We start from the raw sequence: 24,511 nt of genomic DNA, 5'->3' as shown, positions 1-24,511 counted from the left end.
TTCACGTACCAACGGTACGCGAAAGGACCCCACCATGGAGATCGGCTTCTACCCCGTCCTCGGCGTCGACGACGTCGCCGCCTCCCGGCGCTTCTGGGTCGAGCACTTCGGCTTCGAGGTCGTCTTCGAGGTCGACTGGTACGTGAGCCTGCGCCGGGGCGCCCATGAGCTGGCCTTCGTCGCCGCCGACCACCCGACGGTCCCCGCCGGCTTCCGGGCCACGGCGCGCGGCCTGCTGCTCAACGTCGAGGTGCCCGACGTCGACGCCGAGTACGAGCGCCTCGTCGTCCGCGGGGGCCTGCGCCCCGAGCTGGACCTGCGCTCCGAGGAGTTCGGGCAGCGCCACTTCATCGTCGCCGACCCCGCCGGGGTGCTCGTCGACGTCATCACCGAGATCCCCGTCGGGGCGGAGTACGCGGACGCCGTCGTGGGCTAGTGGATGGCCAGCGGGACCGGGCCCGGCTCCAGCGTGCGGGGGTCGGCGAGCAGGCCGGGGAGCTGGTGGGGGTGGACGACGTCGAGCGTCACGGCCAGCTCGGCGGGGGTCCACCAGCGGTGGCCCTTCACGGTGCGCGCCTCGTGCTCGGTGAACGTGCTCGAGTCGACGTCGCCGCTCGGGACGTGCACGGCGTGGAAGAGCTCGCGGCCGGCGTAGGTCGTGCCGTCGGCCTCGAAGACCACCTCGCGCACCCACAGCGGCCCGCGGACCTGGTTCGCGAGCACGGCGAGCCCGGTCTCCTCCCCCACCGTGCGCACGACGGCCGCCACCGCCTCCTCGCCCGCGCGGACGCCGCCGCCGGGGGCGAACCAGAACGTCTCGGCGGGCCGGGCCGGGTCGACGCCCTCGAACAGCAGGACCCGGCCGTCGGCGTCGATGACGATCGCCCGCACGGCGTCCTGGGCGACGCGGACGGCGGGCTCGAGCGGCAGGCCGTCGGGCCCGGGCTCGGCGATCTCGAAGTAGCGCGGCACGGGCGCCGTGCCGGCGAGGCGCAGGAGGCGGACCATGCGGCGCCCGCGCAGGGCCCGGGTGTCGCGGACGGCGTCGTTGTGGATGCGGCGTGCCACGGAGACCCGGGCGTGGGCGTCGGCGAGCTCGGCGGCGAGGTCGGCGGGCAGCGCGGCGGTGTCGAGGGGCGCGAGGGCGCGGGTCAGGTCGTTCTCGGCCGCCTCGCGCTCCGCGTCCAGGACGCCCTCGCCGGCCGCGCGCGTCGCGGTGGCCGCGCGGGCGGCGGCGCGCAGGGTCCGCCGGTCGGCGTCGGCGAGCGCGACCGGCCCGGCCGTCGCCGCGATGGCCCGCACGACCGCGGCCCGCCGGTCGAGCACGGCCGCGAGCCCGGCCGCCGCGGCGTCGGTGCGCACGTGCAGGCGGTCGAGCCGGCGCGCCCGCGCCACCAGCACCGCCCCGGTGACGATCACCAGCAGGAGGACCGCGGTGGCGACGATGACCACCAGCACGCCGGTGGGGCCGAGGAGGGTCACGGCGACGACGGTAGGTCGTGCGCGCGACGGCCGTGCTCGCGGGATCCCGTCGGGAGGGACCCGCTCGCCCCCACCCGGCGGGGATCGGCCGCCACGGCGACCTCGTACACCCGCAGGACGGCAGCGGCCACGACCGACCAGTCGAACGCGGCCACCCGGCGGCGCCCGGCGGCGCGCAGGGCGTCGCGGCGGGCGGGGTCGTCGAGGAGCGCGCCGACCGCGGCGCTCCAGGCGGCGGCGTCCCCGCTCGGCACCGCGACGCCCGCCGGCGGGTCGCCGAGCACACGGCGGAAGGCGTCGATGTCGCTCGCGACCACCGGCGCCCCGGCCGCCATGCCCTCGGCGAGTACGACGCCGAAGCTCTCGCCGCCGGTGTTGGGGGTGGCGAGCAGGTCCACCGAGGCGAGCATGGCCGCCTTGGTCGGCTCGTCGACGGCGCCGAGGAGCTCGATCCGGTCGGCGAGCCCGGGGCCCGCCTGCTCGCGCAGCTCGTCCTCGTCGCCCCGCCCGACCACGACGAGCCGCAGGTCGGGGCGCTGCGCGGCGAGCGGGCGCAGGGCCTCGAGCAGCAGCGGCATGCCCTTGCGCGGCTCGGTGTAGCGCCCGACGAACCCGACCGTCGCGCCGTTGCCGTGGTGTGTGTGGCCCGGCAGCGGGGGCGCGTCGGCGAACGCGGACACGTCCACGCCGTTCGGGATCTCCCCGGCGTCGCCGCCGAGGTGCTCGACGTAGACCTGGCGCGCCAGCGGCGACACCGCGATCCGCGCGGTCACGCGCTCGAGCAGGGGGCGCAGCACCGGTTCGAAGAAGGTCATCGTCCGCGAGCGCGGGGTCGACGTGTGGAACGTCGCCACCACCGGGCCCTCGGCGACCACGAGCGCGAGGAACGACAGGCTCGGGGCCGTCGGCTCGTGGACGTGCAGGACGTCGAAGTCGCCGTCCCGCAGCCAGCGCCGGACCCGGGCCAGCGAGACCGGCCCGAACGTCAGGCGCGCCACCGAGCCGTTGTACGGGATGCCGAGCGAGCGCCCGGCCCGCGTGACCCCCGCGGGCACCGGGGTGTCCTGGCCCGCCGGCGCGAGGACGTCGACGTGGTGGCCCAGACCCGTCAGGGCCGCGGCGAGGTCGAGGACGTGCGCCTGGACCCCGCCGGCGACGTCCAGCGAGTACGGACACACGATCCCGATGCGCATGGCGCCGCCAGCCTATCGGCGCCCGGTGATGCCCTCGTGACGCCGTCCGCACGGCTCGACGTGGACACAAACGCGCCGTTCGCTGCGACGGAAGCAGCGAACGGCGCGTTCGTTCCGCGAGGTCGGGGCGCGACCGCCCCCGGGAGCGCGGCTAGGCCACCATCTCCTCGAGCTCCTTGCCCTTGGTCTCCTGCACGTACTTGCTGACGAACAGGAAGGACAGGAGCGCGAACAGGGCGTAGAGCCCGTACGCCAGGGTCAGGCCGATGTCGGCGAGCGCCTGGAACGACACGGTGATGAGGAAGTTCGCGATCCACTGCGCGGCCGCGGCGACCGACAGGGCGGCGGCACGCAGCCAGTTCGGGAACATCTCACCGAGCAGCACCCACACGACCGGGCCCCACGAGACCGCGAACGCGACCACGTAGAGGTTCGCCGCGACGAGCGCGATCGGGCCCCACGGGCCGGGCAGGTTCGGGGTCTCGGACCCGTCCTCGCCGACCGTGATCACGGCCTGCGAGAACGCGATCGCCATGATCGCGAGCGTGACGACCATGCCCGCCGACCCGCCGAGCAGCATCGGCTTGCGGCCCACCTTGTCGACGATGAGGATCGCGACGACGGTGGCGAGCACGTTGACCAGCGAGTTGATGACCGACGCCAGGAACGAGTCGCTCTCCGAGAACCCGACGGCCTGCCACAGCGTCGTCGAGTAGTAGAAGATCACGTTGATGCCGACGAACTGCTGGAAGACCGACAGCAGGATGCCGACCCAGACGATCGGGCGCAGGCCCGCGGCGCTCCCCCGCAGGTCGCGCAGGCTGGGCTTGTCCTCGCGGCGCAGCGTCTCGGCGATCTCGCCGACCTTGTGCTGCACCGACTCGACGGACTGGCCGAGGACGTTCGCGAGGACCCGGCTCGCCTCCTCCATGCGTCCCTTGGCCACGAGGTAGCGCGGCGACTCGGGGATCCGCAGGGCGAGGATGGCGTAGATGACCGACGGGATGATGCCGACGAGGAACATCCAGCGCCAGGCCTCGAGGCCCAGCCAGAACGTGTTCGCGGCACCGCCGGCCACGCCCGCGAGCAGGGCGTCGGAGAGCAGGGCGACGAAGATGCCGAGCACGATCGCCATCTGCTGCAGGGACGCGAGCCGCCCGCGGATGTGGGCGGGCGCGATCTCCGCGATGTAGGCGGGGGCGATCACCGAGGCGATGCCGATGCCGACGCCGGCGAGGAAGCGCCAGATGATGAGGTCCCAGACCGCGAACGCGAGACCGGATCCGATCGAGCTGATCGCGAACAGCGCGGCCGCGATGAGCATGACGCGGACACGGCCGTAGCGGTCCGCGAACGGGCCGGCGAACCAGGCGCCGACCGCGGAGCCCAGGAGGGCCACGGCCACCGCGAAGCCCGAGAGCAGCGGGCTGTCCTGCAGGCCGAACTGGTCGTTCAGGGCGTCGACGGCGCCGTTGATGACGCTGGAGTCGAAGCCGAACAAGAAGCCGCCGACCGCGGCGACGATCGAGATGAGGATCGCCTTGGCGGTCGTCTTCTCCCTGGAACCGGGTGCCCCCGGTGTTGGATCGGTCATTGGTCACTCCCCGGTACGGCACTGTCGTCACTGGTCCGGGCGAGGTCGGCGGCGCCGACCATCCCGGATTCCCACCCCAACTCCGCGAGCCGCACCTCGGCGACGGGCCGGTGGCCGCGTCCCGTGAGATTCGCTCGGAAGGTCTCCTCGACCCGGCCCCGCAGGACCTCACCGGCCGCGGACACGCCGCCGCCGATGACGAACAGGCTCGGGTCGAGCACGGCCGCCAGCTGGGCGAGACCGAGGCCGATCCAGCGGCCGATCTCGTCGAAGCAGTGCAGCGCACCCACGTCGCCCTGTTGTGCCGCGGCCGTCACCATCTCCCCGGTGATCGCCTCGGGGTCGCCGCCGGCGGCCGCGAGCAGGCCGGCCGCGAACGCGGGCGAGTGCCGGGCGATCTCCCGGGCCTCCCCCACGAGCGCCCGCCCGGACCCGTACTGCTCCCAGCAGCCCTGCAGCCCGCAGCCGCACCGGCGCCCGTACGGGACCATCGTGATGTGGCCGATCTCGGCCGCCACCCCGAACCCGCCGCGCAGCAGCCGCCCGTTGCTGACGATGCCGCCGCCGACGCCCGTGCCGATCGTGATGGCGACGAGGTCGTCGTGGTCGCGGCCCGCGCCGAACCGTGACTCCGCCCAGGCCACGGCGTTGGCGTCGTTCTCGACCACCACCGGCAGGTCGAGCGCCATCGACAGCTCGCCGCGCAGGTCCTCGTCGCGCCAGGCCAGGTTGGGCGCGAAGAGCACCTTGGCCCGCCCGGCGTCGACGAACCCGGCCGCCCCGATGCCGACGCCGACGATGTCGTGGCCTGCGCGCAGCTCGCGCGCGCCGTCGGCGATGGCCTCGAGGACCATGTGCGTGTCGGTCGCCGGCGTCTCCCGGCGGGTCGAGGCGATCAGCTTCCCGGCCTCGTCGACGACCCCCGCCGCGATCTTGGTGCCGCCGACGTCCACGCCGACGGTCAGCCCGCTCATGACTTCCTCACCAGCTCGCCCCGGCCGAGCGCGGACAGGTCGATCGTCCCCATGTCGGTGACGACGACGTCGGCGCCCTCGGCGGCCAGCGCGTCGACGTCGTCGGCCCGGGACACCCCGAGCGCGCCGAAGCCGCCGGCCTTCGCCGCCTGGATGCCGTTGACGGCGTCCTCCGCGACGAACGCGGCGGACGGGTCGACGCCGAGCTCGGAGGCGGCCGTCAGGAAGATCTCCGGGTTGGGCTTGCCCTGGGCGAAGTCGCGGCCTGAGACGTCGACGTCGAAGTAGCCGTGGAGGTTGCCCTCGGCCCCGAAGCGGGACAGGTCGACGCGCTCGAGGAAGAGCTTCGCGTTCTTCGACGACGATGCGGCGGCGATCGGGATGCCGGCCTGCTTGACGTTGACGACGAACTGCACGGCGTCGTCGTAGGCCGAGAACCGCCCCTCGGAGATCAGCCGAATGATCATCTCCTGCTTGTACTCGCCGTACTCCTGCACCCGGCGGTCGATGTCGGGCACGCCGAAGTACTCGAGCGCCGCGGTGGCGCCGGCCTTGCGCGGCTTGCCCGACATGCGCTCGTGGTAGAGCGCCGGCGTGAACTTCTCCGGCGTGTAGCTGGTCTGCGACACGATGTCCGACCAGGGCCCCTCCATGAGCTCGCGCAGCGACTCGCGCCAGGCCTCCTCGTGCGGGGAGTCGACGAGGACGCCGTCCACGTCGAAGATCGCTCCCGTGAACCCGCTCATGCGCCGTTCCCTTCGTGGTCGTGGCCGCCGTCGGCGGAGCCCGCTGTGGTCGTGATCCCGGCGGTGACCGGTGCGGACGTCGTGGTCGGGCTGATGCGCCCCTGCTGGTCGAGCGGCACCGTCCACTCCTGGCCGGCCCCGAGCTCGCGGACCTCGCCGCCGAGCCCGATCCGCACGGGGTGGCTGAAGCCCTCGGACTGCACGGCGACGGTCAGCGCGCCGCCGCCGACGGACACGCGCAGGGCGGTGCCCTGGAAGACCAGCGAGAGCGCCAGCCCGTCGAGGCGCTGGGTCAGCCGCGGCTCGAAGGTGAGCACGCCGTCGCGGGCGCCGGCCCCGAGGTAGGCCCGCTGGAGGAGGTCGAGGGTCCCCGACATGACCCCCATGTGGATGCCCTCCTTGGTGGTGCCGCCCTGCACGTCGCCGATGTCGGACTCGACGGCGACGAGGAAGCGCTCCCAGGAGCTCTCGGGGTCGATGCCGGCCAGCACCGCGGCGTGCGCGACCAGCGAGAGCGTCGACCCGTGCGACGTGCGCCGGTCGTAGTAGTCGATGGTGCGGCGCGCGAGGTCGGTGTCGTCGGCGATCGCGTCGTACCCGAGCCGGGAGAAGATCTCGCGGAGCTCGTCGTCGCCGAACAGGAAGAACAGCATGACCGCGTCGGCCTGCTTGGCCAGCTTGTAGTGGTCCGGGTCGTCGCCCTCGGCCTTGAGGATGCGGTCCATCCGCTGGATGTTGCGGTGCTTGGCGCGGTACGCGTCCCAGTTCAGCTCGCCGAGCGCCTCGTAGCCCTCGAACTGCGTGATCACCGGGTGCCCGTCGTCGTCGCGGTGGGTGGGCACGGTCATCGACGTGCTCATCTCCGCCCAGCGCGCGATCTCGTCGTCGGTGATCCCGAGACGGCTGCGCAGCGCCCGGCGACGGCTCTTCGGCAGCAGCGCCAGCACCTTCGGGGCGGTCGCGGCGATCCACGCGACCATGACGTTGGTGTAGGCGTTGTTGCGCAGCCCGCCGGCCTCCGCGCCCGGGTAGCGCTCGTGGAACTCGTCGGGCCCCATCACGCCGTGGATCTCGTAGCGGCCCGTGTTCGGGTTCTTGTGCGCGATCGACGCCCAGAACCGGGCGATCTCGAGCATCAGCTCGGCGCCGTAGTCGCGCAGGAACTCCAGGTCGTCGGTGGCCTGGTAGTACTGCCAGACGTTGTAGAAGATCGCCGCGTTGACGTGGCGCTGGTTGTGCGAGTGGTCCGGGTCCCACTGGCCCGAGAGCGGGTTGAGGTGGACGACCTGCGTCTCCTCGGTGCCGTCGCTGCCCGACTGCCAGGGGAACATCGCGCCCTGGTAGCCCTCGAGCGCCGCGGCCGCGCGGGCCTCGGCGAGGCGGCGGTAGCGGTACATCAGCAGCCCGCGGGTGATCTCCGGGAGCCGGTAGTTGAGGAACGGGTAGACGTAGAGCTCGTCCCAGAACACGTGGCCGCGGTAGGCCTCGCCGTTGAGCCCGCGGGCCGGGACGCCGGCGTCGTGGCGGGCGGTGTGCCGCGAGCAGACCTGCAGCACGTGAGCCTGGTGGAAGCGCAGCAGCAGCTGGACGCGCGGGACGCCCGGCACCTCGAGGTCGCAGACGTCCCAGTACTCGTCCCAGGCGTCGACGTGCTCGGCGAGGCAGCCCGCGAAGTCCGGGTAGCGCTCGACGTGGCGCCCGGCGGCGGTCAGCGTCTCGGTGATCGCGTTGTCGTGGCTGGTGAAGAACGAGACGATCTTCTCGACGCGCACGGTCTCGCCCTCGGTGAGGTCGAGGTCGAGCACCTGCTGCACGTAGTCGTTCATCTGGTGGAGCGTGCGGACCGGCTCCACCTTCTCCCAGCCGCGCCCGCGGCCGCGGTACACCCGGGTGCGGGCGGCCTCGGAGACGTAGAGGTTCGACTGCCGCGTCCGCACCTTGAGCGCGATGATCTCCGGCCCGAACGTGCGCGGGGTGACGGGGTCGAGGTGGCGGCCCTCGAGGTCGCGGTAGCGGGCGACCATCGTGTTGTCGACGCGGCCGTCGATCGCCGAGACGATGCCGATCCGCCCCGACCAGTTCTCGGCCGTGACCGTCCACTCCATGGCCGCCTGGTGGCTGTGCGCCATCGACACGAAGCGGCGGCTGCGCAGCGTCGTCTCGCGCCCCGCGCGGTCGCGGAAGCGGAACTCGCGCGTGACCATCGCCGTGCGGATGTCGTAGGAGTGGCGGTAGTCCAGCACCTCGACGTTGTCGAGACGGATGGCCTCCTCGCCCTCGATCCGCAGCTTGAGGACAAGCCAGTTCGGCAGGTTGACGAGGTCCTCGTTGAGGACCGGGCGCCCGCCCAGGATCGTGGTCTCGCGGTTGTACGCGCCGTGGGCGTAGGTGCCGGCGTAGTGCTTCGGCGCGTCGGTGTCCTCCCACTCGGCGGCGCCGCGGGTGCAGAAGTAGCCGTTGCCGGTGCTGGTCAGCGCCTCGCGCAGGCCCTCGTCGTCGGGCTCGAGGCCGGTCCAGGTCAGGGTGAAGTCGTCGACGACGGCGCCGCCGGGCAGGACGTCGCCCGTGTCGGTGCCCGCGGCGGTCGCGGTGGTCTGCTGGTCGGTCGGGCTCGTCACTGACGTCTCCGTACTCGAGGGACGGGCGGGGTCATCGGGGTCATCGGGCTCACCGAGCGAGACCGTCGAGGAAGCGGCCGACCTCGTCGACCGTGGCCAGCACCGCCGTCGCGGCGGTCTCGCGGCCGGCCGCGTCGGCCGGGTCGATCACGAGGACGCCGAGACCGGGCGTCTCCCGCCGGGCGAGGGCGCGGAACGCGTCCTCGTCGGTGATGTCGTCGCCGAGGTAGATCGGCACGATGTCGGGGTGGTCGAGGTCGAGGACGCCGATGAGGTGGTCGACGGCCTTGCCCTTGTTCCAGTCGATCTTCGGCTGGATCTCGTGGACGAACTTGCCCGGCGTCACGCGCAGCTGCCCGGGGTGCTCGGCGAGCACCTCGTCGACGAGGGCGGCCACCCGCGGGCGCTCGTCGGCGGCGACGTGGCGGTCGTGCAGGGCCACCGAGGCGTGCTTGGGCTCGACCTGGGTGCCCTCGATGTCCGCGGCGGCGACCTGGACCCGCTGGGTGACCTCGGCGACGAGGTCCTCCCACCCGCGGGAGGCCTCGTGCTCGATGGCGCCGCGCTGCGGGTCCCAGATGTCGAAGCCGTGGCTGCCCGCGATCACGAGGTCGTCGACGCCGCTGAGCTCCTCGACCACCGCCCGGTCGCGCCCCGAGACGATGCAGACCGAGCAGCGGCCCGCGAGCGAGCGCAGGATCGCCCGCATCCCGTCGGTCATGACCGCGTCCTCGGGCCGCGGGACGATCGGGGTGAGGACGCCGTCGTAGTCGAGGAAGACGGCGGGGCGGCGGCCGTCGAGACGTCGCGCCACCGCGGGGGCGTCGAGCGCGGACGGCAGCGTGTCCGCCGTCGCGGGCGCGGAGTGGTCGGCGGAGTGGTCGGCGGACTCGTCGGCGGGCACGGTCACCAGGGCCTCCGCATCTCGGGGCGCCGTTGCGTGTGATGCGAACCACAGGCTAGGGCGACGGCCCGGACGTCGTCAACGGATGAACACAGCGGGGCGATCTTGGACCTCCGCCGGGCGGCGCGCCAGTCGGAGCCGCACCCGTTCGGGCTGGTCAGGCCGCGCAGCGGTCGAGGGCCAGCGCGAGGGCCCCGAGCACCATCGCGTGCTCGGCCAGACGGGCGGCGACGACCTCGGCCGTGCGGGTCGTGCCGGGCAGCGCGGCGGCCGCGAGCGCGGCGTGCAGGGGGCCGAGCAGCAGGTCGCCGGCCTGCGCGAGCTCGCCGCCGACGACGATGCGCCGCGGGGTCAGCACGGTGCACAGCCCGGCGAGCGCGACCCCGACGTGGTGCCCGGTGTCGGCGAGGATGCGGGAGGCAGGCGCGTGGCCCTCGCGGGCGCGGGCGACGACCTCGGCGACCGTGAGCGGCGCGCCGAGCAGCGGCTCGAGCATCGCCGTCACCGTGCGGGTGGACACCACCGTCTCGAGGCAGCCGCGGTGCCCGCACCGGCACACGGCGGCGAACCGGTCGCCCTGGTCGACCGCCACGTGGCCGATCTCGCCCGCCGTGCCGTCGGGCCCGCGGTACAGGGACCCGCCGAGCACGAGCCCCGCACCCACGCCGTCGGAGAGCTTGAGGAAGATCCCGTCGTGCACCCCGCGCAGGGCGCCCCACCGCTGCTCGGCGAAGGTGCCGAGCGTCGCGTCGTTGTCGACGGAGCTCGGCACCCCGAGGTGCTCGGAGACCCGGCCCGCCAGCGGGACGCCGACCCAGCCGGGGAGCACGCCGGACGCCCCGACGGCCCCGGTCGCGAGGTCGAGCGGGGCCGGCAGCCCGACCACGGCGCCGCGCAGCGCCGCGCGACGGATCCCGGCGCGCTCGAGCGCGGTGTCGAGCAGGCCCGCGGCGGTGTCGAGCCCGTCGGCGACACCGTGGCCGTCGGGGAGGTCGGCCCGCACCTCGGTGTACTCCGGCGGGAGGGGGTGACCGGCCGCCGCGGTGGGGTCGGCGACGTCGGCGAGGGCGACCCGCACGTGCCGGTGCCCGAAGTCGATGCCGGCCACGATCCCGGCGCCGCGGACCAGCCGGACGGCCCGCACCCGGCGCCCGGCGCGGACCTCGTCGCCCGCCACGAGCACGCCCGTGGCGCCCAGGTCGCGCACGATGTTCGACACCGTGGCGGGCGCCAGCCCGGTGGCCACGGCGATCTCGGCCTGCGTCGGCGCCCCGGCGGCGCGCACCGCGTCCAGGACCCGCCGCCGGTTCGCGTCGCGCAGGCCGGCCGGCGAACCGGGCCGCGACGCCGTGTTCATGCGATGAACGATACCGCGTCCCTGTGTGCTCCACGTCACGTTGCGCCGAACGGACGCGCCCGCGGTGCGCACGGTCTGTCCGCCCGGCGAGAGCACCTTGACGCAACTGCTCGGTTGCCATACTTTCGCAACCCAGCAGTTGCTACCCGAGGAGGCGCCGTGGGATTCCCCGACCGCATCGAACGCACCGTGGAGCTCGCGCACCGTCCGGAGGTCGTCTGGGGCGCGCTGACCACCGCCGAGGGGCTGCGCTCCTGGCTCGGCGACCGGGCGTCGATCGACCTGCGCCCCGGCGGGACCGCCGAGGTCGCCTGGACCACCGAGGGCCAGATCGCCGAGATCCGCGTCGAGCGGGTCGAGGAGCCCCGCGTGTTCGGCTTCACCTGGCGCGTCGACGGCGTGGCGCGCGACGACCCGCGGCGCACCTACGTCGAGTTCACCCTCGAGCCGACGCCGGCGGGCACCCGGCTGCACCTCGTGGAGTCGGGGTTCGCCCAGCTCGGCGACGAGGACCACCGGCGCGGCCACACGTCGCACGACGAGGGCTGGACCCACGAGCTCGGCGAGCTCGTGGCGTACCTCGACACCGGCCGAGATGGCGCCTGACCCCGGCGACCGGGAGGCGGTGGCCGAGCAGGTCTTCGTCGCCCTCGCCGACCCGAGCAGGCGGGCCGTCCTCGCCGCGCTCGCCGCGGGCGGCCCCGCCACCGCCACCGACCTCGCCGCGCGCCTGCCGATCTCGCGGCAGGCGATCGCCAAGCACCTGACCCTGCTCGCCGATGCGGGCCTGGTCACCGCCGAGCCGGGCGAGCGCCGCCGCGTCCGCTTCCGGCTGCGCTCCGCGCCGATGCGCGTGGCCCAGCGCTTCCTCGACGCGCTCGCCCGCGACTGGGACGAGCGCCTCGACGCCCTCGTCGCCCATCTGGACGGCACCGACACAGAAGGAGAGACCGATGACCGTTGACGCCGTGATCGACACCGAGGGCACCACCGCCCTCCCGCCCGTCGTCGACCGCGCCACGTGGCAGGAGGCGCGCGACGCCCTGCTCGTGCGCGAGAAGGAGCACACCCGCGCGGGCGACGAGATCGCCGCGGCCCGCCGCCGGCTGCCGATGGTGGAGGTCGACGCCGCCACCCCGCTGACCGGCGCGGACGGGCCGACGACGCTGCTCGCGGCGTTCGAGGGCCGCGCCCGCCTCGTCGCCTACGCCCAGATGTGGCACGAGGGCCGGCCGGCCGCCGAGCAGTGCCCGGGCTGCACGTACTACAACAGCCAGGTCCGCGAGCTGGCCTACCTGCACGCCCGCGGCGTCACGTACGCGACCTTCGCCCAGGGCCCGTACGAGGAGTCCGAGGCCTACCGCGCGTTCATGGGGTGGGACGTCCCCTGGTACGCGGTCGGGCGCCCGAACGAGGCACTCGGGCTCGACGGCGGGTTCCGGCTGCTGTGCTACCTGCGCGTCGGCGACCGCGTCTACGAGACCTACCGGACCACCGGGCGCGGCGTGGAGATCATGTCGCCGACCTACGGGCTGATCGACATGACCGTCTACGGCCGCGGCGAGCCGTGGGAGGACTCCCCCGCCGGCTGGCCGCAGCCGGTCGTCGTCGACGGCACCGACCTGCACCTCGACGGCCGCCCGGCCGCCCAGTGGCCCCGGATGGCGGCGGGCCACACGCCGGCGCCCTGAGCGGTCAGGGCAGGTCGCGCCACACCCGCTGGAGCATGTGCCAGTCCTCGGGGTGCTCGGCGATGTCGCCGGCGAAGACGTCGGCGACGCGCTGGGTGGCGGCGGGGACGGCCTCGCGGTCGGGGACCCCGACCGGCGGGTGGATGCGGAAGTGCCAGCCCTCCTCCCCCGTCACCGGGTCCTCGGTGAACCACAGCCCGACGGGCAGCAGCGCGGCGCCGGTGCTCGCGGCGAGCGAGGCCGGCCCGGGCGGCATCGAGGCCGGCGCGCCGAAGAAGGTGACGGGGACGCCGTGGGCGGAGAGGTCGCGGTCGGCGACCAGGCACACGACCTTGCCCGCGCGCAGCGAGCGCACGAGCCCGCGGACCGGCGCCTCGCCGCCGGTCATCGGCAGGATCTCGAAGCCCAGCGACTCGCGGTAGGCGACGAAGCGCTCGTAGAGCGACTCGGGCTTGAGGCGCTCGACGACCGTGGTGAACGGGCCGGAGTGCGCGACCAGCCAGAGCCCCGCCATGTCCCAGTTGCCCGAGTGGGGCAGCGCGACGACGACCCCGCGCCCCGCCGCGAGGGCCTCGTCGAGGTGCTCCTGGCCCTCGACCACCGGCCGGCGCGCCAGCGCCTCGTGGTCCATCGCCGGCAGGCGGAACGCCTCGCGCCAGTAGCGGGCGTAGGAGCGCAGGCCGGCGGCGGTCAGCGCGTCGAGCCCGTCGGCGTCGAGGTCGGGGCGCACCCGGGCGAGGTTGGCGCGCAGCCGCTCGGTGCCCCGCCCGCCCCGGCGGGCGGCGAGGTCGGCCCCCGCGCGGAACGCCCAGCGCGCGGCCGGCTCGGGCACCGCGCGCACCAGGCGCCAGCCCGCCGCGTAGCCCAGCTCGCTCGCCCGCTCCCCCACCGACAGCCGGGGCGGCGCGTCCGCCGTCGCCGTCACGCGCTGCCCGCGCCGTCGTCGGGGGTGGTCGTGCGCTCGGGCGCGGGGTGGTCGGGCGTGTGCCCGGTGGCGGCTCCGTACTGGTCGCGGGCGCTGCGCCACACGGCGACGACGCGCTGGCCGACCGTGACCACCGATCCCACGACGAGCAGCCAGAGGGCGACGTCCAGGGCGTACGGCACGCCGAGCCCGACGAGGCCGACGCCCGCGAGACCGAGGATCAGGCGCTCGGCGCGCTCGACGAGCCCGCCGTCGGCGCGCAGCCCGGCGGCCTCCGCGCGGGCCTTGATGTAGGAGATCAGCTGGCCGGTGATGAGGCAGGCGAGCGCGAGCCCGGCGAGCAGCGGGCGGTCCACGCCGAACGCCCACCACGTGATGCCGGCGAACACCGCGCCGTCGACGAGCCGGTCGCCGACCGAGTCGAGCACGCCCCCGAACGGACTCTTCACCCCCCGCGCGCGGGCCATCGCGCCGTCGAGGACGTCGAGCATCGCGAGCGCCCCGACCACCAGGGACGCCGCGAACAGGTGCCCGGACGGGATGAGCCAGAGCGCCGCGGCCGTCGAGGCGACCGTGCCGACGATCGTCACGACGTCCGGGTGCACGCCGCGCCGGACCAGCCACGCCGCCGTCGGCTCGACGCCGCCCCTCATCGCGGCCCGGGCCCACTCGTTGATCACGACGTTCTCGCCTGCGGGGTCGGGCTCCGCTGCGCTCCGTCTCCCGGCCACGCCTCGGCGAGACGGGAGCGCGTCTCGGCCAGGAGCTGCGGGATCACCTTGGTCTGGCCGACGACGGTGATGAAGTTGGCGTCCCCGCCCCAGCGCGGCACGACGTGCTGGTGCAGGTGGTCGGCGAGCGAGCCGCCGGCGACGTGGCCGAGGTTGATGCCGACGTTGAAGCCGTGCGGCGCCGCGACCGCGCGCAGCGCCCGCACCGCCTGCTGGGTCACGCCGACCAGCTCCGCGGACTCCTCCGCGTCGAGCTCGTCGAGCCCGGCGACGTGGCGGTAGGGCACGACCATGAGGTGGCCGGGGTTGTACGGGTGTAGGTTGAGCACGGCGTACACCCGCACGCCGCGGTGCAGGACCAGGCCGTCCTCGTCGGACAGGGTCGGGATCCGGCACAGCGGGCACTTCCCCGACTCCTCGCCGGTGCCCGTCTCCCCCGCGATGTAGGCCATCCGGTGCGGCGCCCAGAGCCGCCGGAAGCCGTCGGGGGTCCCGGCGCCCCACAGCTCGTCCAGGTCCGACGAGACATCGGTCGAGCTCCGCTGCGCTGCGTCTCCTGGCGTCTGGCCCACGTCGTCGGACATCAGGGCGTGAACTTCTCCGCGTCGGGTGAGGCGTTCTCGCGCCGGCGCACCCAGTCGACGACGGCCGCGACCGCGTCGTCCACCGGCACGGCGTTGCGCTGCGAACCGTCGCGGAACCGGAACGACACCGCGCCCGCGTCGACGTCCTTGCCGCCCGCGAGCAGCAGGAACGGCACCTTCTGCAGGGTGTGCGTCCGGATCTTCTTCTGCATCCGGTCGTCGGAGTCGTCGACCTCGACCCGCAGGCCCTCGGCCCGCAGCCGGGCGGCGACCTCGGCGACGTAGTCGGCCTGGTCGCCCGAGACCGGGATGCCGACGACCTGCACCGGCGCGAGCCACGCCGGGAAGGCGCCCGCGTAGTGCTCGGTGAGCACGCCGAAGAAGCGCTCGATCGACCCGAACAGCGCGCGGTGGATCATCACGGGGCGCTGGCGCGAGCCGTCCGGCGCCGTGTACTCGAGCTCGAAGCGGTCCGGGAGCATGAGGTCGACCTGGATCGTCGACATCTGCCAGGTGCGCCCGATGGCGTCCTTGGCCTGCACGGAGATCTTCGGGGCGTAGAACGCGGCGCCGCCGGGGTCGAGCACGAGGTCGAGCCCCGCGCCCTCGGCGACCTCGCGCAGCACGGTGGTCGCCTCCTCCCACGCCTCGTCCGACCCGATCGACTTCTCCGGGTTGCGCGTCGAGAGCTCGAGGTAGAAGTCGTCGAGCCCGTAGTCGCGCAGCAGGTCGAGCACGAACTGCAGCAGCGAGCGGATCTCGTCGCGCATCTGGTCGCGCGTGCAGTAGATGTGCGCGTCGTCCTGGGTGAAGCCGCGGGCGCGGGTCAGGCCGTGCACCACGCCGGACTTCTCGTACCGGTAGACCGTGCCGAACTCGAAGAGCCGCAGCGGCAGCTCGCGGTACGACCGCCCGCGCGCCCGGTAGATCAGGTTGTGCATCGGGCAGTTCATCGGCTTGAGGTAGTAGTCGACGCCCTGCCGCTTCACCTCGCCGTCGTCGCCGTACTCGGCGTCGAGGTGCATCGCCGGGAACATGCCCTCGCGGTACCAGTCGAGGTGGCCCGAGGTCTGGAACAGGTCGCCCTTGGTGGCGTGCGGGGTGTTGACGAACTCGTAGCCGGCCTCCGCGTGGCGCTTCCGGCTGTAGTCCTCGAGCTCCTTGCGGACGATCCCGCCCTTGGGGTGGAAGACCGGCAGGCCGGAGCCGATCTCGTCCGGGAAGCTGAACAGGTCGAGCTCGGCGCCCAGGCGGCGGTGGTCGCGGCGCTCGGCCTCGGCGACCCGCTCCAGGTAGGCGTCCTGGGCCTCCGGCGACTCCCACGCCGTGCCGTAGATCCGCTGCAGCTGCGCGTTGCGCTGGTCGCCGCGCCAGTAGGCGGCCGCGCTGCGTGTGATCTTGAAGGCCGGGATGAAGCCGGTGGTCGGGATGTGCGGGCCGCGGCACAGGTCGCCCCAGACGCGCTCGCCGGTGTGGGCGTGCACGTTGTCGTAGGCGGTGAGGCTGCCCTCGCCGACCTCCATGACCTCGCTGGTGTCGACCGAGTCGTCCGCGGCCCCCTTGAGGTCGACGAGCTCGAGCTTGAACGGCTCGCCGGCCAGCTCCTCGCGGGCGGCGTCCAGCGAGGCGTACTCGCGGCGCACGAACCGCTGCTTCGCCTTGATGATCTTGCGCATCGCCTTCTCGAGGGCCTCGAGGTCCTCGGGCGTGAACGGGCGGTCGACGGCGAAGTCGTAGTAGAAGCCGTCGGTGACCGGCGGGCCGATCCCGAGCTTGGCCTCGGGGAACATCTGCTGGACCGCCTGGGCCAGCACGTGCGCGGCCGAGTGGCGGATGACGGCGCGGCCGTCCTCCGTGTCGGCGGCGACCGGCTGGACGTCGGCGTCCTCCGCCGGGCTCCACGCGAGGTCCTTGAGCGCGCCGTCGGCGTCGCGGACGACGACCACCGTCTGCGGCCCGGTGGTCGGCAGGCCCGCCTCGCGGACCGCCTGCCCCGCGGTGGTGCCCGCGGTCACCCGGACGCTGTCGGCGACGAGGGGCTGGGGCGGGGCGAGCGAGGACACGACGGACTCTCCTGAAGATGTCGAACCGGGGTGTCACCAGCCTATCGATCGACCGGCGCTCCCCGTCCGACCACCGCCTCCAGGAACGCCGCGACGGCCCGGACGGCGGCCAGGGTGCGCGCGGTCGGCACGAGGTCGAAGCCGTGCTGGGCGTGCGCGAGCTCGGCGTGCACCACCGGCGCGCGCGACACCGCCCGCAACCGCGCCACGAACGCCCGGCTCTGCGCCGGCACCACGATCGCGTCGCCGGTGCCGTGCAGGACCATGAACGGCGGCGCGCCGGCGTGCACCCGCGCCGAGGGGGACGCCGCGACGTAGGGGTGGGCGTCCTGGTCCAGCGCGGTCGGCATCATCGTCTCGGCCAGCAGCTCGTCGAGGGTGCCGCTGCCGTCGTCGCTGGTCAGGTCGTAGATGCCGTAGAGGCAGACGGCGGCGGCGACCGAGGTGTCGGCGTCGGCGAACCCGGGCTGCCAGGCGCCGGGGGTCAGCGAGGCGAGGGCCGCGAGGTGGGCGCCGGACGAGCCGCCGGTGATCGCCATCCGCGCGGGGTCGCCGCCGTGCTCGGCGATGTGGGCGCGCGTCCAGGCCAGGGCCCGCTTGATGTCGACGATCTGCGCGGGCCAGCGCTCGGAGGGCCCGAGGCGGTAGTCGACGCTGACGCACACCCAGCCGCGGCCGACCATGTGCGCCATCAGGGGGTGGGCGTCGGCGGCCTTGCTGCCCGACGACCACGCCCCGCCGTGGATCTGCACGAGCACCGGGGCGCGGGCGTCCGGCGGCAGCAGCGGGTCGCGCCACACGTCGAGGAGGTTCGCGACGGGGTCGGGGCCGTACGGGACGTCGCGGGCGGTGGCGTAGCGGCTGCGGCCGAGGATCGAGCGCAGCACGCGGCCGCGATCGGGGAGGTCGACGGGACCGAGCTCGGCGGACAGGGCCTCGGCGAGGTTCTCGGCGTCGGCGCGCGCCCCCTGGTCGAGCGCGAGGAGCACGGCCACCGCGCCGCCCGCGACGGCGAGCCCGACACGGCCCGCCGGGTTGCCCGCCGCCCCGCGCCGCAGCGCCACCCCGGCGCCCGCGCCGACGAGCAGCGCCGTCGCCCGCGGGGTCTCGGTGGCCGTCGAGGAGAGCAGGCTCCCCAGCAGGGCAGCGGGCCAGCGCCGGGTCAGCGGTCGCAGCCCGGACCCGGCGACCAGCGCGGCCCCCGCCCCGACCAGCAGGGACGTGCGCGCGCCCGGGGCGCGGAGCTGCTCGGCCAGCTCGGTGCGCACCGTGCGGAGCAGCGCACGCACCGGCGGGATCACACCGATCATCGTGGACCGTGCCCGGCGCCACCGCCCGGGCGAGTCACGTGGGGCACGTCGCCCCGGGCCGTGTCGCTCGGATCCTGGCGTCTCCCCGCGTTCCTGCGACACTGGCCGGGTGAGCGACGGTGTGTGCCCGGTGACGGACGCATCGCGACGGCATCCGTGGGCGGACGTGCCGGCGACGGCCGGCGCGCGCCTGCGCCCGGTGGTCCTCGGCACCGGCGACGAGATCATCGCGACGGTGCGTGCCGAGATCGCCGAGTACGCGCTGTCGATGGACGGCGAGTTCGGGCGCCGCATCCGCCTCGGCGTCTCGGTCGCGCTCGACCAGTTCCTCGACCTGCTGGGCACCGACGACGCGCTGCCCGACACCACCGTCTACTTCGAGCTCGGGCGCGTCGAGCACCGCCACGGCCGCACGATGGACGCCCTGCAGAGCGCCTACCGGATCGGTTCGCGGGTGCTGTGGCGGCGCATCGCGGCCGCGAGCGACGGCAGCGCCGTCAACGGCAACGGCGTGGCCGACGCCCCGGACGACCTGGGGCTCGGCTCGGACGCCATCTTCCGGCTCGCCGAGGCCCTGTTCGCCTACATCGAGCAGCTCGCCGCGGCCTCGGTGTCGGGCTACGCCTACGAGCAGTCGCTCGCGGCCGGGTCGCGCCAGGCGCGCCAGCACGCGCTGGTCGAGCGCCTGTGCCGCACGCCGGCCCCGGAGCCGCCGGAGCTCGAGGCGCTGGCCCGCGAGGCCGGGTGGACGCCGCCGAAGGAGGTCGGCGCGCTGGTGATGGCCGAGGAGTCGCTCGGCGTCGTCTGCCGCCGCCTGCCGCCCGAGGTGGCCGCGTCCGTCGTCGACGGCGTGGGGGTCGTGTTCGTGCCGGACCCGGACGGCCCCGGACGGTCCGATGCCCTCACCGACGCCGCGCGCGGGACCGCCGCGGTCCTCGGGCCGACGGTCACGCCCGACCAGATCCCCCGCACCGTCACGCGCGCCCGGGCGGCCCGGGCCCTGCAGGTCGACGGGACGCTGCCCGGCGACGGGCTCATCCGCTCCGAGGACCACCTGCTCGCCCTGCTCCTGCACGCGGACGTCACGCTCACCGCGGACCTCGTCGCCCAGCGCCTCGAGCCGCTGCGGCGCATGACGTCGGCGGCGCGAGACCGGGCCGTGACGACGTTGACCGCGTGGCTCGACGCCCACGGCGACGTGGCCGAGGCGGCGACCCGCCTGCACGTGCACCCGCAGACCGTGCGCTACCGGCTCGCGCGGCTCAAGGAGGCGTTCGCGGGCGTCCTCGACGACCCGGTGGGCCGCCTCGAGGTCGCCCTGGCGCTGCGCGCCGGGGGGTCGGCCCTCGCCGAGGGCTGACCCGCCCGGGGCGAGGTCAGGCCGCGGCCGGCGTGGCGGCCGCGTCGAGCGACTCGGCGCGCCGGCGGCCGAACGGCAGGGCGCGCAGACGCTGCTTGGCGGTGCGCTTGTGCCCGCCGGGGAACGACAGGCGCGCGATCTTCGCGAGCACGCCGCCGTACTGCTTCCACATCGGCCCCGAGTGGTACGGCAGGCCGTAGCGGCGGCAGATGTCGCGGATCTCGGGCGCGATCGTGCGGTAGCGCCGCGAGGGCATGTCCGGGAAGAGGTGGTGCTCGATCTGGTGCGACAGGTTCCCGGTCATGATGTGGAGCAGGACCGAGCCGTCGATGTTCGCCGAGCCGAGCATCTGGCGGACGTACCACTCGGCCTGCGACTCGTTCTCGAGGCGCTCCTCGTCGAAGGTCTCGACCTCGACCGGGAAGTGCCCGCAGAAGATCACCGCGTGCGACCACACGTTGCGGATGATGTTGGCCAGCACGCTGCCGACGAGGGCGGGGACGAACGAGGGGCCGGACAGCGCCGGGAACACCACGAAGTCCTTGAGCGCCTGCTTGCCCGCCTTGCGCCCCATCTTCTTGAGCTCGGGGAGCTTGTCCTTCCAGGTCTTCTCGCCGCGCTGGATCTCGTCCAGCTCGAGGTCGAAGGCCGCGATGCCCCACTCGAAGATCATGGCCAGGCCGGCGTTCGTGAAGGTCTGGAAGAGGTAGATCGGCTGCCACGGCTGCTCGGGGTCGACCCGCAGCACGTTGTAGCCGATGTCGCGGTCCTTGCCGTGCACGTTGGTGTACGTGTGGTGCAGGTAGTTGTGGGTCTGCTGCCAGCTCCTGGCCGTCGAGACGTGGTCCCACTCCCACGTCGTCGAGTTGATCTCCGGGTCGCGCATCCAGTCCCACTGGCCGTGCAGGACGTTGTGGCCGATCTCCATGTTCTCGAGGATCTTGGCCACGGCGAGCGACGCGGTGCCGGCGAGGAAGGCCGGCGGGAACAGCGCGCCGAGCAGCAGGATGCGTCCCGCCGCCTCGAAGCCGCGCTGCGAGCGGATGACACGGCGGATGTAGCGCGCGTCGTCGTCGCCCAGCGAGGACATCACGCGGTCGCGGATGGCCTCCAGCTCGGCGCCGAGGCGCTCGATGTCGTCGGTCGAGAGGTGCTCGGTGGACGGCGTGATGTGCGCCGTGCTGGCGCCCGGGCGGCCCGGGCCGGTCGGCGTCTTCGCCTCGTTGATCCGGGTGATGTGCTCGGGGATGGTCTCGAGTGCGGTCACGGGTCCTCCTGCGGGATCCGGGGGGAGCGGGGCGGCCTGCTGTCTGCTGCGCCCGCGCAGGCCCGCTGGTCGATCACACTCCCGACGGTAAGGACCGCCTTCCTCCCGGCTCTACGCGCACAGCGAGGACTCCGGGCGAAAACCTGTTGCATGACCTCAAATCCGGGCGAACGCTCAGCATCTGCCCAGCAGCGAGACCAGTTCGTCCGCCGACGTCGGGTGCCGCGGGGCGTTCCGGCTGACGGGATCGGCGAGCGCGGTGCGGGCCAGCGGCTCGTACAGGTCGGGGCCGGCGTGCAGGTCCGCGACGGTGACCCGCGTCCCGGTGGCGTCGACCACACCGGCCAGCGCGTCGGGCAGCGCAGAGGCGGCCGGGAGGCCGGCCGCCTCGGCGGCGCGCCCCCATCCGGCGGGGTCGGCGTCGAGCGACCAGCCCACGACCTCGGGCAGGACGGCGGCGAGCGCCAGCCCGTGGATCGCGCCCGTGTGCAGGGACAGCGCGTGGGCGAGCCCGTGCACCAGCCCCAGGCCGCTGCGCGTGAGCGCCTGGCCCGCGAGGTGGGCGGCGACGAGCATCTCGGCGCGCGCCCGGGGGTCGCTGCCGTCGGCGACCGCCACCGGCAGCCACGTCCACGCGCGCCGCACGGCCTCGGCGGCGAACGCCTCCGACATCGGGTCGCGGCCCCGGGAGGCCAGCGACTCGAGCCCGTGGACGAGCGCGTCGACCCCGGTCGCCGCCGTGGCGGACGCCGGCAGGCCGTAGGTGAGCTCGGGGTCGAGGAGCGCGACGCGGGGCACGACGCTGGCGTCGCCGCAGTAGACCTTCTGGCGGGTCGCGGCATCCTCCAGGACGCCGAAGCCGTTGGTCTCGGCCCCGGTGCCCGCGGTCGTCGGGACCGCGACGACCGGCAGCCCCGTCGCCGGGGTCGCGCCGCTGCCGTCGGCGCGCGCCCCCGGGCTCGGCGCGAGCAGGGCGATGCCCTTGGCCGCGTCGAGGCTCGAGCCGCCGCCGAGCGCCAGGACGGCGTCGAGGCCCAGGGCCCGCGCGTGCTCGGCGCCCTGCTCGACGACCTCCACCGACGGGTTGCCGCGCACGGCGTCGTACACCTCGACGGCCAGCCCGGCCGCCGCGACGGGTGCCGTCACCGCGTCGACGACGCCCGCGGCCCGCAGGCCGGCGTCGGTGACCACGAGCACCCGCCGCGCACCCTGGGCCGCGAGGTGGTCGGGAATCCGGGCCACCGCGCCGGGCCCGAAGTCGACGACCGGCCCGGAGCCGGAGAGGAAGGCGGTGCCCGCGGCGACGCCGGCGCACGGGGAGGTGGTCAGGGGGCCGGTCACGGATCTCCTCGGTCTCGGGTCGGCGTCAGGCGAGCACGGCGCCCAGGCCGGGCGCGTCGGGCACGACCAGCATGCCGTCGGCGTCGGGCCGCAGCGGCTCGGCGAGCAGGAAGTCGCGGCGTTCGGGCGTCCAGCCGCCGGCGGGGTCGTCGGGGAACTCCAGGTACGGCCCGGCGCCCACCCCGGCCGCGACGTGCAGGTTCGCCAGCAGGCCGAGGCCGTTGGTCCACGTGTGCGGGGTGAAGCGGCGGTGTCGCACCCGGGCGGCCTCGGCGAGCTGGCGCGCGCGGGTCATGCCGAGCGCGAGCACGACGTCGGCCTGGTAGACGTCGAGCGCGTCGGCCTCGAGCAGCGCGAGCGTCTGCGGCAGCGAGTCGAGCATCTCCCCCGCCGCGATCCGCAGGCCCGGGTTGTCGGCGCGCAGCAGGCGGTGGCCGTCGGCGTCGGCGTAGGGCAGCGGCTCCTCGACCCACGCGACGTCGTACTCCGCGAGCCGGCGCACGACCCGGCGGACGTCGGCGATCTCGAGGGGCTCGGTGACGTCGCCGGCCATCCGCCAGGCCTGGTTGAGGTCGACCATGATGTCGAGGCGGTCGCCGACGGCCTCGCGGACCGCGGCGACGGCGGCGACGCCCTGGCGCAGCCGCTGGGGGTGCGCCCGGATCTTCACGGCGCGGACGCCCTGCTCGACGAGCCGGTGCGCGTCCTCGGCGCGGCGGCCCGGCGCCTGCTCCGAGCACCACGAGGCGTAGACGGGCAGGCGGTCGGTGACGCCGCCGAACAGCGTGGCCACCGGCAGCCCGGCCACCTGGCCGACGATGTCCCAGATCGCGGCCTCGAGCGGCCAGAACCGCCCGGCGTGGAAACCGACCGACTCGATGCGGCGGACCTGGACCTCGGTGGCGAGCGGGTCGGTCCCGAGGAAGAGCTCACGGTGGTCGGCGAACCCGGCCATCGTGTCGCCGGACCCGACGCCCACCACGCCCTCGTCGGTCTCGACGCGCACGATCGTGGCGGCGAACCGGGTGCGGGGCTCGGGGTCCCAGGCGGCGTAGCAGGGCGGGTCGAGCACGGTCTCGCGGTGCTCGAGGCGGATGTCGGTGATCTTCACGCGGCGAACTCCCGGGGCTGGTCGACGCCAGTAGAGAACCCGCCGCCCCGATCGGCAACAATCCGTGCGGTGAGCGCAAATGACCTGGCTGGGACGCTGCTGCTCGGCCTGCACGCGGCCGCCGTGTGGTTCTGCGTCGGCCTGGTGTGGACGGTCCAGCTGCTCGTCTACCCGGGGTTCGCGGCCATGGACCGGTCCGGCTGGGTCGACGTCCACGGCCGCCACACCCGGCTCATGGGGCGGCTCATCGGCCTGCCGTGGCTGGTGCAGGGGGTGACGTGCGCGGTGCTGCTGATCTGGCGGCCGGCGGGCGTCCCGCTGCTCCTCGCGGTGGCGGCCGGGGCGTGCGGGGCGGCGACGGTGGCCGTGACGCTCGCGATCTCCGTGCCCTGCCACGAGCGGCTGGCGCAGAGCTTCGACGCGGACGTCCTCACCCGGCTCACCCGGACCAACTGGTGGCGCACGGCGGCCTGGACGCTCGGCGGGGTGGTCGCGCTGGCGATGCTCGAGCTGGCCGCGTGACCCGCCCCCGGTCGGCGGGCCTGCGCCGTGACGTCGACCTGCTCGCCGTCCTCGCCGCCCCGGAGGCCCGCGCCGCCGGGCTCGGGGTGAGCAGGCTCGCCGCGATCACCGGGCGGGAGGCGAGCCAGGTCTCGCGTGCGCTCGCGGCGCTGGAGGACGAGGGCCTCGTCGAGCGCGACGACCGCTCGCGTCGCTACGCCCTGGGCTGGCGCCTGTACGCCCTCGCCGCCGGGACCGCGGAGGCCCGGCTCGTGCGCTCGGCGGGCCCGGCGCTCGTCGCGCTCGCGGCGCGCACCGGCGAGAACGCCCACCTCTGCCGCCTGCACGGGCCCCGGGTGGCGACGCTGCTGACCGCCGAGGCGGGCGGGGGCGCCCCGCGGGCCCGGTTCGACGTCGACGACGTCCCCGCGGCGACCACGTCCACCGGGCGGGTGCTGCTCTCCGAGCGCGACGGCGCGGCGGCGCGGGCGGTCGGCGCCGACCCCGAGGTGCTCGCGGCCGTGCGCGACGCCGGGTTCGCGGTCGTCGACGGCGAGTTCGACCCGGCGCTGGCCGGCGCCGCGGCCCCCGTCCGCGGGTTCCACGGCGGCATCGTCGGCGCGCTGACCGTCTCCGGGCCCGCCGCCCGCCTGCGCCCCCACCTCGCGGCCCACGCGGCGGCCACGGCGGCCGCCGCCTCGGACCTGTCCGCCACCCTGGGTGCTCACCCCATGTGAGTGCTTTCCGGGCCTCCGCCCG

At 74.8% G+C, this 24,511-nt stretch carries 23 protein-coding genes; 7 read left to right on the top strand and 16 right to left on the bottom strand.

Going from position 1 to position 24,511, the window contains the following annotated elements; translation table 11 throughout:
* The first annotated feature begins 34 nt into the window (after positions 1 to 34).
* Complete coding sequence (locus tag EV188_RS28570) at positions 35 to 436, top strand: VOC family protein (RefSeq protein ID WP_133829733.1); 402 nt, start codon at positions 35 to 37, stop codon at positions 434 to 436.
* Here EV188_RS28570 and EV188_RS28565 read toward each other — a convergent pair.
* The 8 genes from EV188_RS28565 to EV188_RS28530 form a co-directional block, all read right to left on the bottom strand.
* Positions 433 to 1,482, bottom strand: a complete 1,050-nt coding sequence (locus EV188_RS28565) for an NUDIX hydrolase (RefSeq protein ID WP_243742069.1) — start codon at positions 1,480 to 1,482, stop codon at positions 433 to 435. The two genes, EV188_RS28570 and EV188_RS28565, sit on opposite strands and share 4 nt — an antisense overlap.
* The gene (locus EV188_RS28560; RefSeq protein WP_133829732.1) at positions 1,479 to 2,675 is read right to left on the bottom strand and encodes a glycosyltransferase family 4 protein; all 1,197 of its coding nucleotides are present in this window, start codon (positions 2,673 to 2,675) and stop codon (positions 1,479 to 1,481) included. The genes EV188_RS28565 and EV188_RS28560 overlap by 4 nt, the downstream gene beginning before the upstream one ends.
* 151 nt (positions 2,676 to 2,826) lie before the next feature.
* Positions 2,827 to 4,269, bottom strand: coding sequence for a sugar porter family MFS transporter (locus EV188_RS28555; RefSeq protein WP_133829731.1), 1,443 nt, complete (start codon positions 4,267 to 4,269; stop codon positions 2,827 to 2,829).
* Positions 4,266 to 5,243 carry an ROK family glucokinase gene (locus tag EV188_RS28550; RefSeq protein WP_166660140.1) on the bottom strand — a complete coding sequence of 326 codons (978 nt, stop codon included), beginning with the start codon at positions 5,241 to 5,243 and terminating at the stop codon, positions 4,266 to 4,268. The genes EV188_RS28555 and EV188_RS28550 overlap by 4 nt, the downstream gene beginning before the upstream one ends.
* Positions 5,240 to 5,989 carry an HAD family hydrolase gene (locus EV188_RS28545; RefSeq protein WP_133829730.1) on the bottom strand — a complete coding sequence of 250 codons (750 nt, stop codon included), beginning with the start codon at positions 5,987 to 5,989 and terminating at the stop codon, positions 5,240 to 5,242. The genes EV188_RS28550 and EV188_RS28545 overlap by 4 nt, the downstream gene beginning before the upstream one ends.
* On the bottom strand, positions 5,986 to 8,607 hold the full coding sequence (locus EV188_RS28540; RefSeq protein WP_243742068.1) for a glycoside hydrolase family 65 protein: 2,622 nt from the start codon (positions 8,605 to 8,607) through the stop codon (positions 5,986 to 5,988). The genes EV188_RS28545 and EV188_RS28540 overlap by 4 nt, the downstream gene beginning before the upstream one ends.
* 49 nt (positions 8,608 to 8,656) lie before the next feature.
* Positions 8,657 to 9,517, bottom strand: a complete 861-nt coding sequence (gene otsB / locus EV188_RS28535; RefSeq protein WP_243742067.1) for a trehalose-phosphatase — start codon at positions 9,515 to 9,517, stop codon at positions 8,657 to 8,659.
* Positions 9,518 to 9,668: 151 nt separating this feature from the next.
* A complete protein-coding gene (locus EV188_RS28530; RefSeq protein WP_133829729.1) occupies positions 9,669 to 10,868 on the bottom strand; it encodes an ROK family transcriptional regulator in 1,200 nt (399 codons plus the stop codon).
* 159 nt (positions 10,869 to 11,027) lie between these two features.
* On the opposite strand from EV188_RS28530, the gene EV188_RS28525 reads away from it, so the two are divergent.
* The 3 genes from EV188_RS28525 to EV188_RS28515 are packed head-to-tail and all read left to right on the top strand — an operon-like array spanning position 11,028 to position 12,559.
* Positions 11,028 to 11,474 (top strand): SRPBCC domain-containing protein, encoded by a 447-nt coding sequence (locus EV188_RS28525; protein WP_133829728.1) that lies wholly within the window; start codon positions 11,028 to 11,030, stop codon positions 11,472 to 11,474.
* Positions 11,464 to 11,832: a metalloregulator ArsR/SmtB family transcription factor gene (locus tag EV188_RS28520; protein WP_133829727.1), complete on the top strand. Its 369-nt coding sequence runs from the start codon at positions 11,464 to 11,466 to the stop codon at positions 11,830 to 11,832. Before EV188_RS28525 ends, EV188_RS28520 begins: the two co-directional genes overlap by 11 nt.
* Positions 11,822 to 12,559, top strand: a complete 738-nt coding sequence (locus tag EV188_RS28515) for a DUF899 family protein (RefSeq protein WP_133829726.1) — start codon at positions 11,822 to 11,824, stop codon at positions 12,557 to 12,559. Before EV188_RS28520 ends, EV188_RS28515 begins: the two co-directional genes overlap by 11 nt.
* Positions 12,560 to 12,563: 4 nt before the next feature.
* On the opposite strand, the gene EV188_RS28510 is transcribed toward EV188_RS28515, so the two are convergent.
* The 5 genes from EV188_RS28510 to EV188_RS28490 are packed head-to-tail and all read right to left on the bottom strand — an operon-like array spanning position 12,564 to position 18,163.
* The gene (locus tag EV188_RS28510) at positions 12,564 to 13,484 is read right to left on the bottom strand and encodes a phosphatidylinositol mannoside acyltransferase (protein ID WP_243742066.1); all 921 of its coding nucleotides are present in this window, start codon (positions 13,482 to 13,484) and stop codon (positions 12,564 to 12,566) included.
* Entirely contained in the window at positions 13,481 to 14,164 is a 684-nt protein-coding gene (gene pgsA, locus EV188_RS28505) for a phosphatidylinositol phosphate synthase (protein WP_133829725.1), read from the bottom strand. The genes EV188_RS28510 and pgsA overlap by 4 nt, the downstream gene beginning before the upstream one ends.
* The gene (locus tag EV188_RS28500; protein WP_133829724.1) at positions 14,161 to 14,799 is read right to left on the bottom strand and encodes an HIT family protein; all 639 of its coding nucleotides are present in this window, start codon (positions 14,797 to 14,799) and stop codon (positions 14,161 to 14,163) included. Before EV188_RS28500 ends, pgsA begins: the two co-directional genes overlap by 4 nt.
* Positions 14,799 to 16,862: a threonine--tRNA ligase gene (gene thrS / locus EV188_RS28495; protein ID WP_133829723.1), complete on the bottom strand. Its 2,064-nt coding sequence runs from the start codon at positions 16,860 to 16,862 to the stop codon at positions 14,799 to 14,801. The genes EV188_RS28500 and thrS overlap by 1 nt, the downstream gene beginning before the upstream one ends.
* Before the next feature lie 41 nt (positions 16,863 to 16,903).
* Positions 16,904 to 18,163 (bottom strand): alpha/beta hydrolase, encoded by a 1,260-nt coding sequence (locus tag EV188_RS28490; RefSeq protein WP_133829722.1) that lies wholly within the window; start codon positions 18,161 to 18,163, stop codon positions 16,904 to 16,906.
* 118 nt (positions 18,164 to 18,281) lie between these two features.
* Here EV188_RS28490 and EV188_RS28485 point away from each other — a divergent pair, with 118 nt between their 5' ends.
* Complete coding sequence (locus EV188_RS28485; protein WP_133829721.1) at positions 18,282 to 19,532, top strand: helix-turn-helix domain-containing protein; 1,251 nt, start codon at positions 18,282 to 18,284, stop codon at positions 19,530 to 19,532.
* A gap of 16 nt (positions 19,533 to 19,548) precedes the next feature.
* Here EV188_RS28485 and EV188_RS28480 read toward each other — a convergent pair whose 3' ends face one another.
* The 3 genes from EV188_RS28480 to EV188_RS28470 all read right to left on the bottom strand — a co-directional run bounded on the left by EV188_RS28480 (position 19,549) and on the right by EV188_RS28470 (position 23,251).
* Positions 19,549 to 20,703 carry a fatty acid desaturase family protein gene (locus EV188_RS28480; protein WP_208114417.1) on the bottom strand — a complete coding sequence of 385 codons (1,155 nt, stop codon included), beginning with the start codon at positions 20,701 to 20,703 and terminating at the stop codon, positions 19,549 to 19,551.
* Between the two features lie 270 nt (positions 20,704 to 20,973).
* A complete protein-coding gene (locus EV188_RS28475) occupies positions 20,974 to 22,140 on the bottom strand; it encodes an iron-containing alcohol dehydrogenase family protein (protein ID WP_243742065.1) in 1,167 nt (388 codons plus the stop codon).
* A 25-nt stretch (positions 22,141 to 22,165) separates the two neighbouring features.
* The gene (locus EV188_RS28470) at positions 22,166 to 23,251 is read right to left on the bottom strand and encodes a mandelate racemase/muconate lactonizing enzyme family protein (RefSeq protein WP_133829719.1); all 1,086 of its coding nucleotides are present in this window, start codon (positions 23,249 to 23,251) and stop codon (positions 22,166 to 22,168) included.
* Between the two features lie 69 nt (positions 23,252 to 23,320).
* Here EV188_RS28470 and EV188_RS32035 point away from each other — a divergent pair, with 69 nt between their 5' ends.
* Together EV188_RS32035 and EV188_RS28465 are read left to right on the top strand one after the other, a co-directional pair.
* On the top strand, positions 23,321 to 23,773 hold the full coding sequence (locus EV188_RS32035) for a hypothetical protein (protein WP_166660139.1): 453 nt from the start codon (positions 23,321 to 23,323) through the stop codon (positions 23,771 to 23,773).
* On the top strand, positions 23,770 to 24,489 hold the full coding sequence (locus EV188_RS28465; protein ID WP_166660138.1) for an IclR family transcriptional regulator: 720 nt from the start codon (positions 23,770 to 23,772) through the stop codon (positions 24,487 to 24,489). Before EV188_RS32035 ends, EV188_RS28465 begins: the two co-directional genes overlap by 4 nt.
* Positions 24,490 to 24,511 lie beyond the last annotated feature (22 nt).

Origin of the sequence: Actinomycetospora succinea, assembly GCF_004363095.1 — a bacterium.
Taxonomy (GTDB): Bacteria; Actinomycetota; Actinomycetes; order Mycobacteriales; family Pseudonocardiaceae; genus Actinomycetospora; species Actinomycetospora succinea.
The sequence above is the reverse complement of the archived record's forward strand: the minus strand, read 5'-3'. Positions and strand labels throughout refer to the sequence as shown.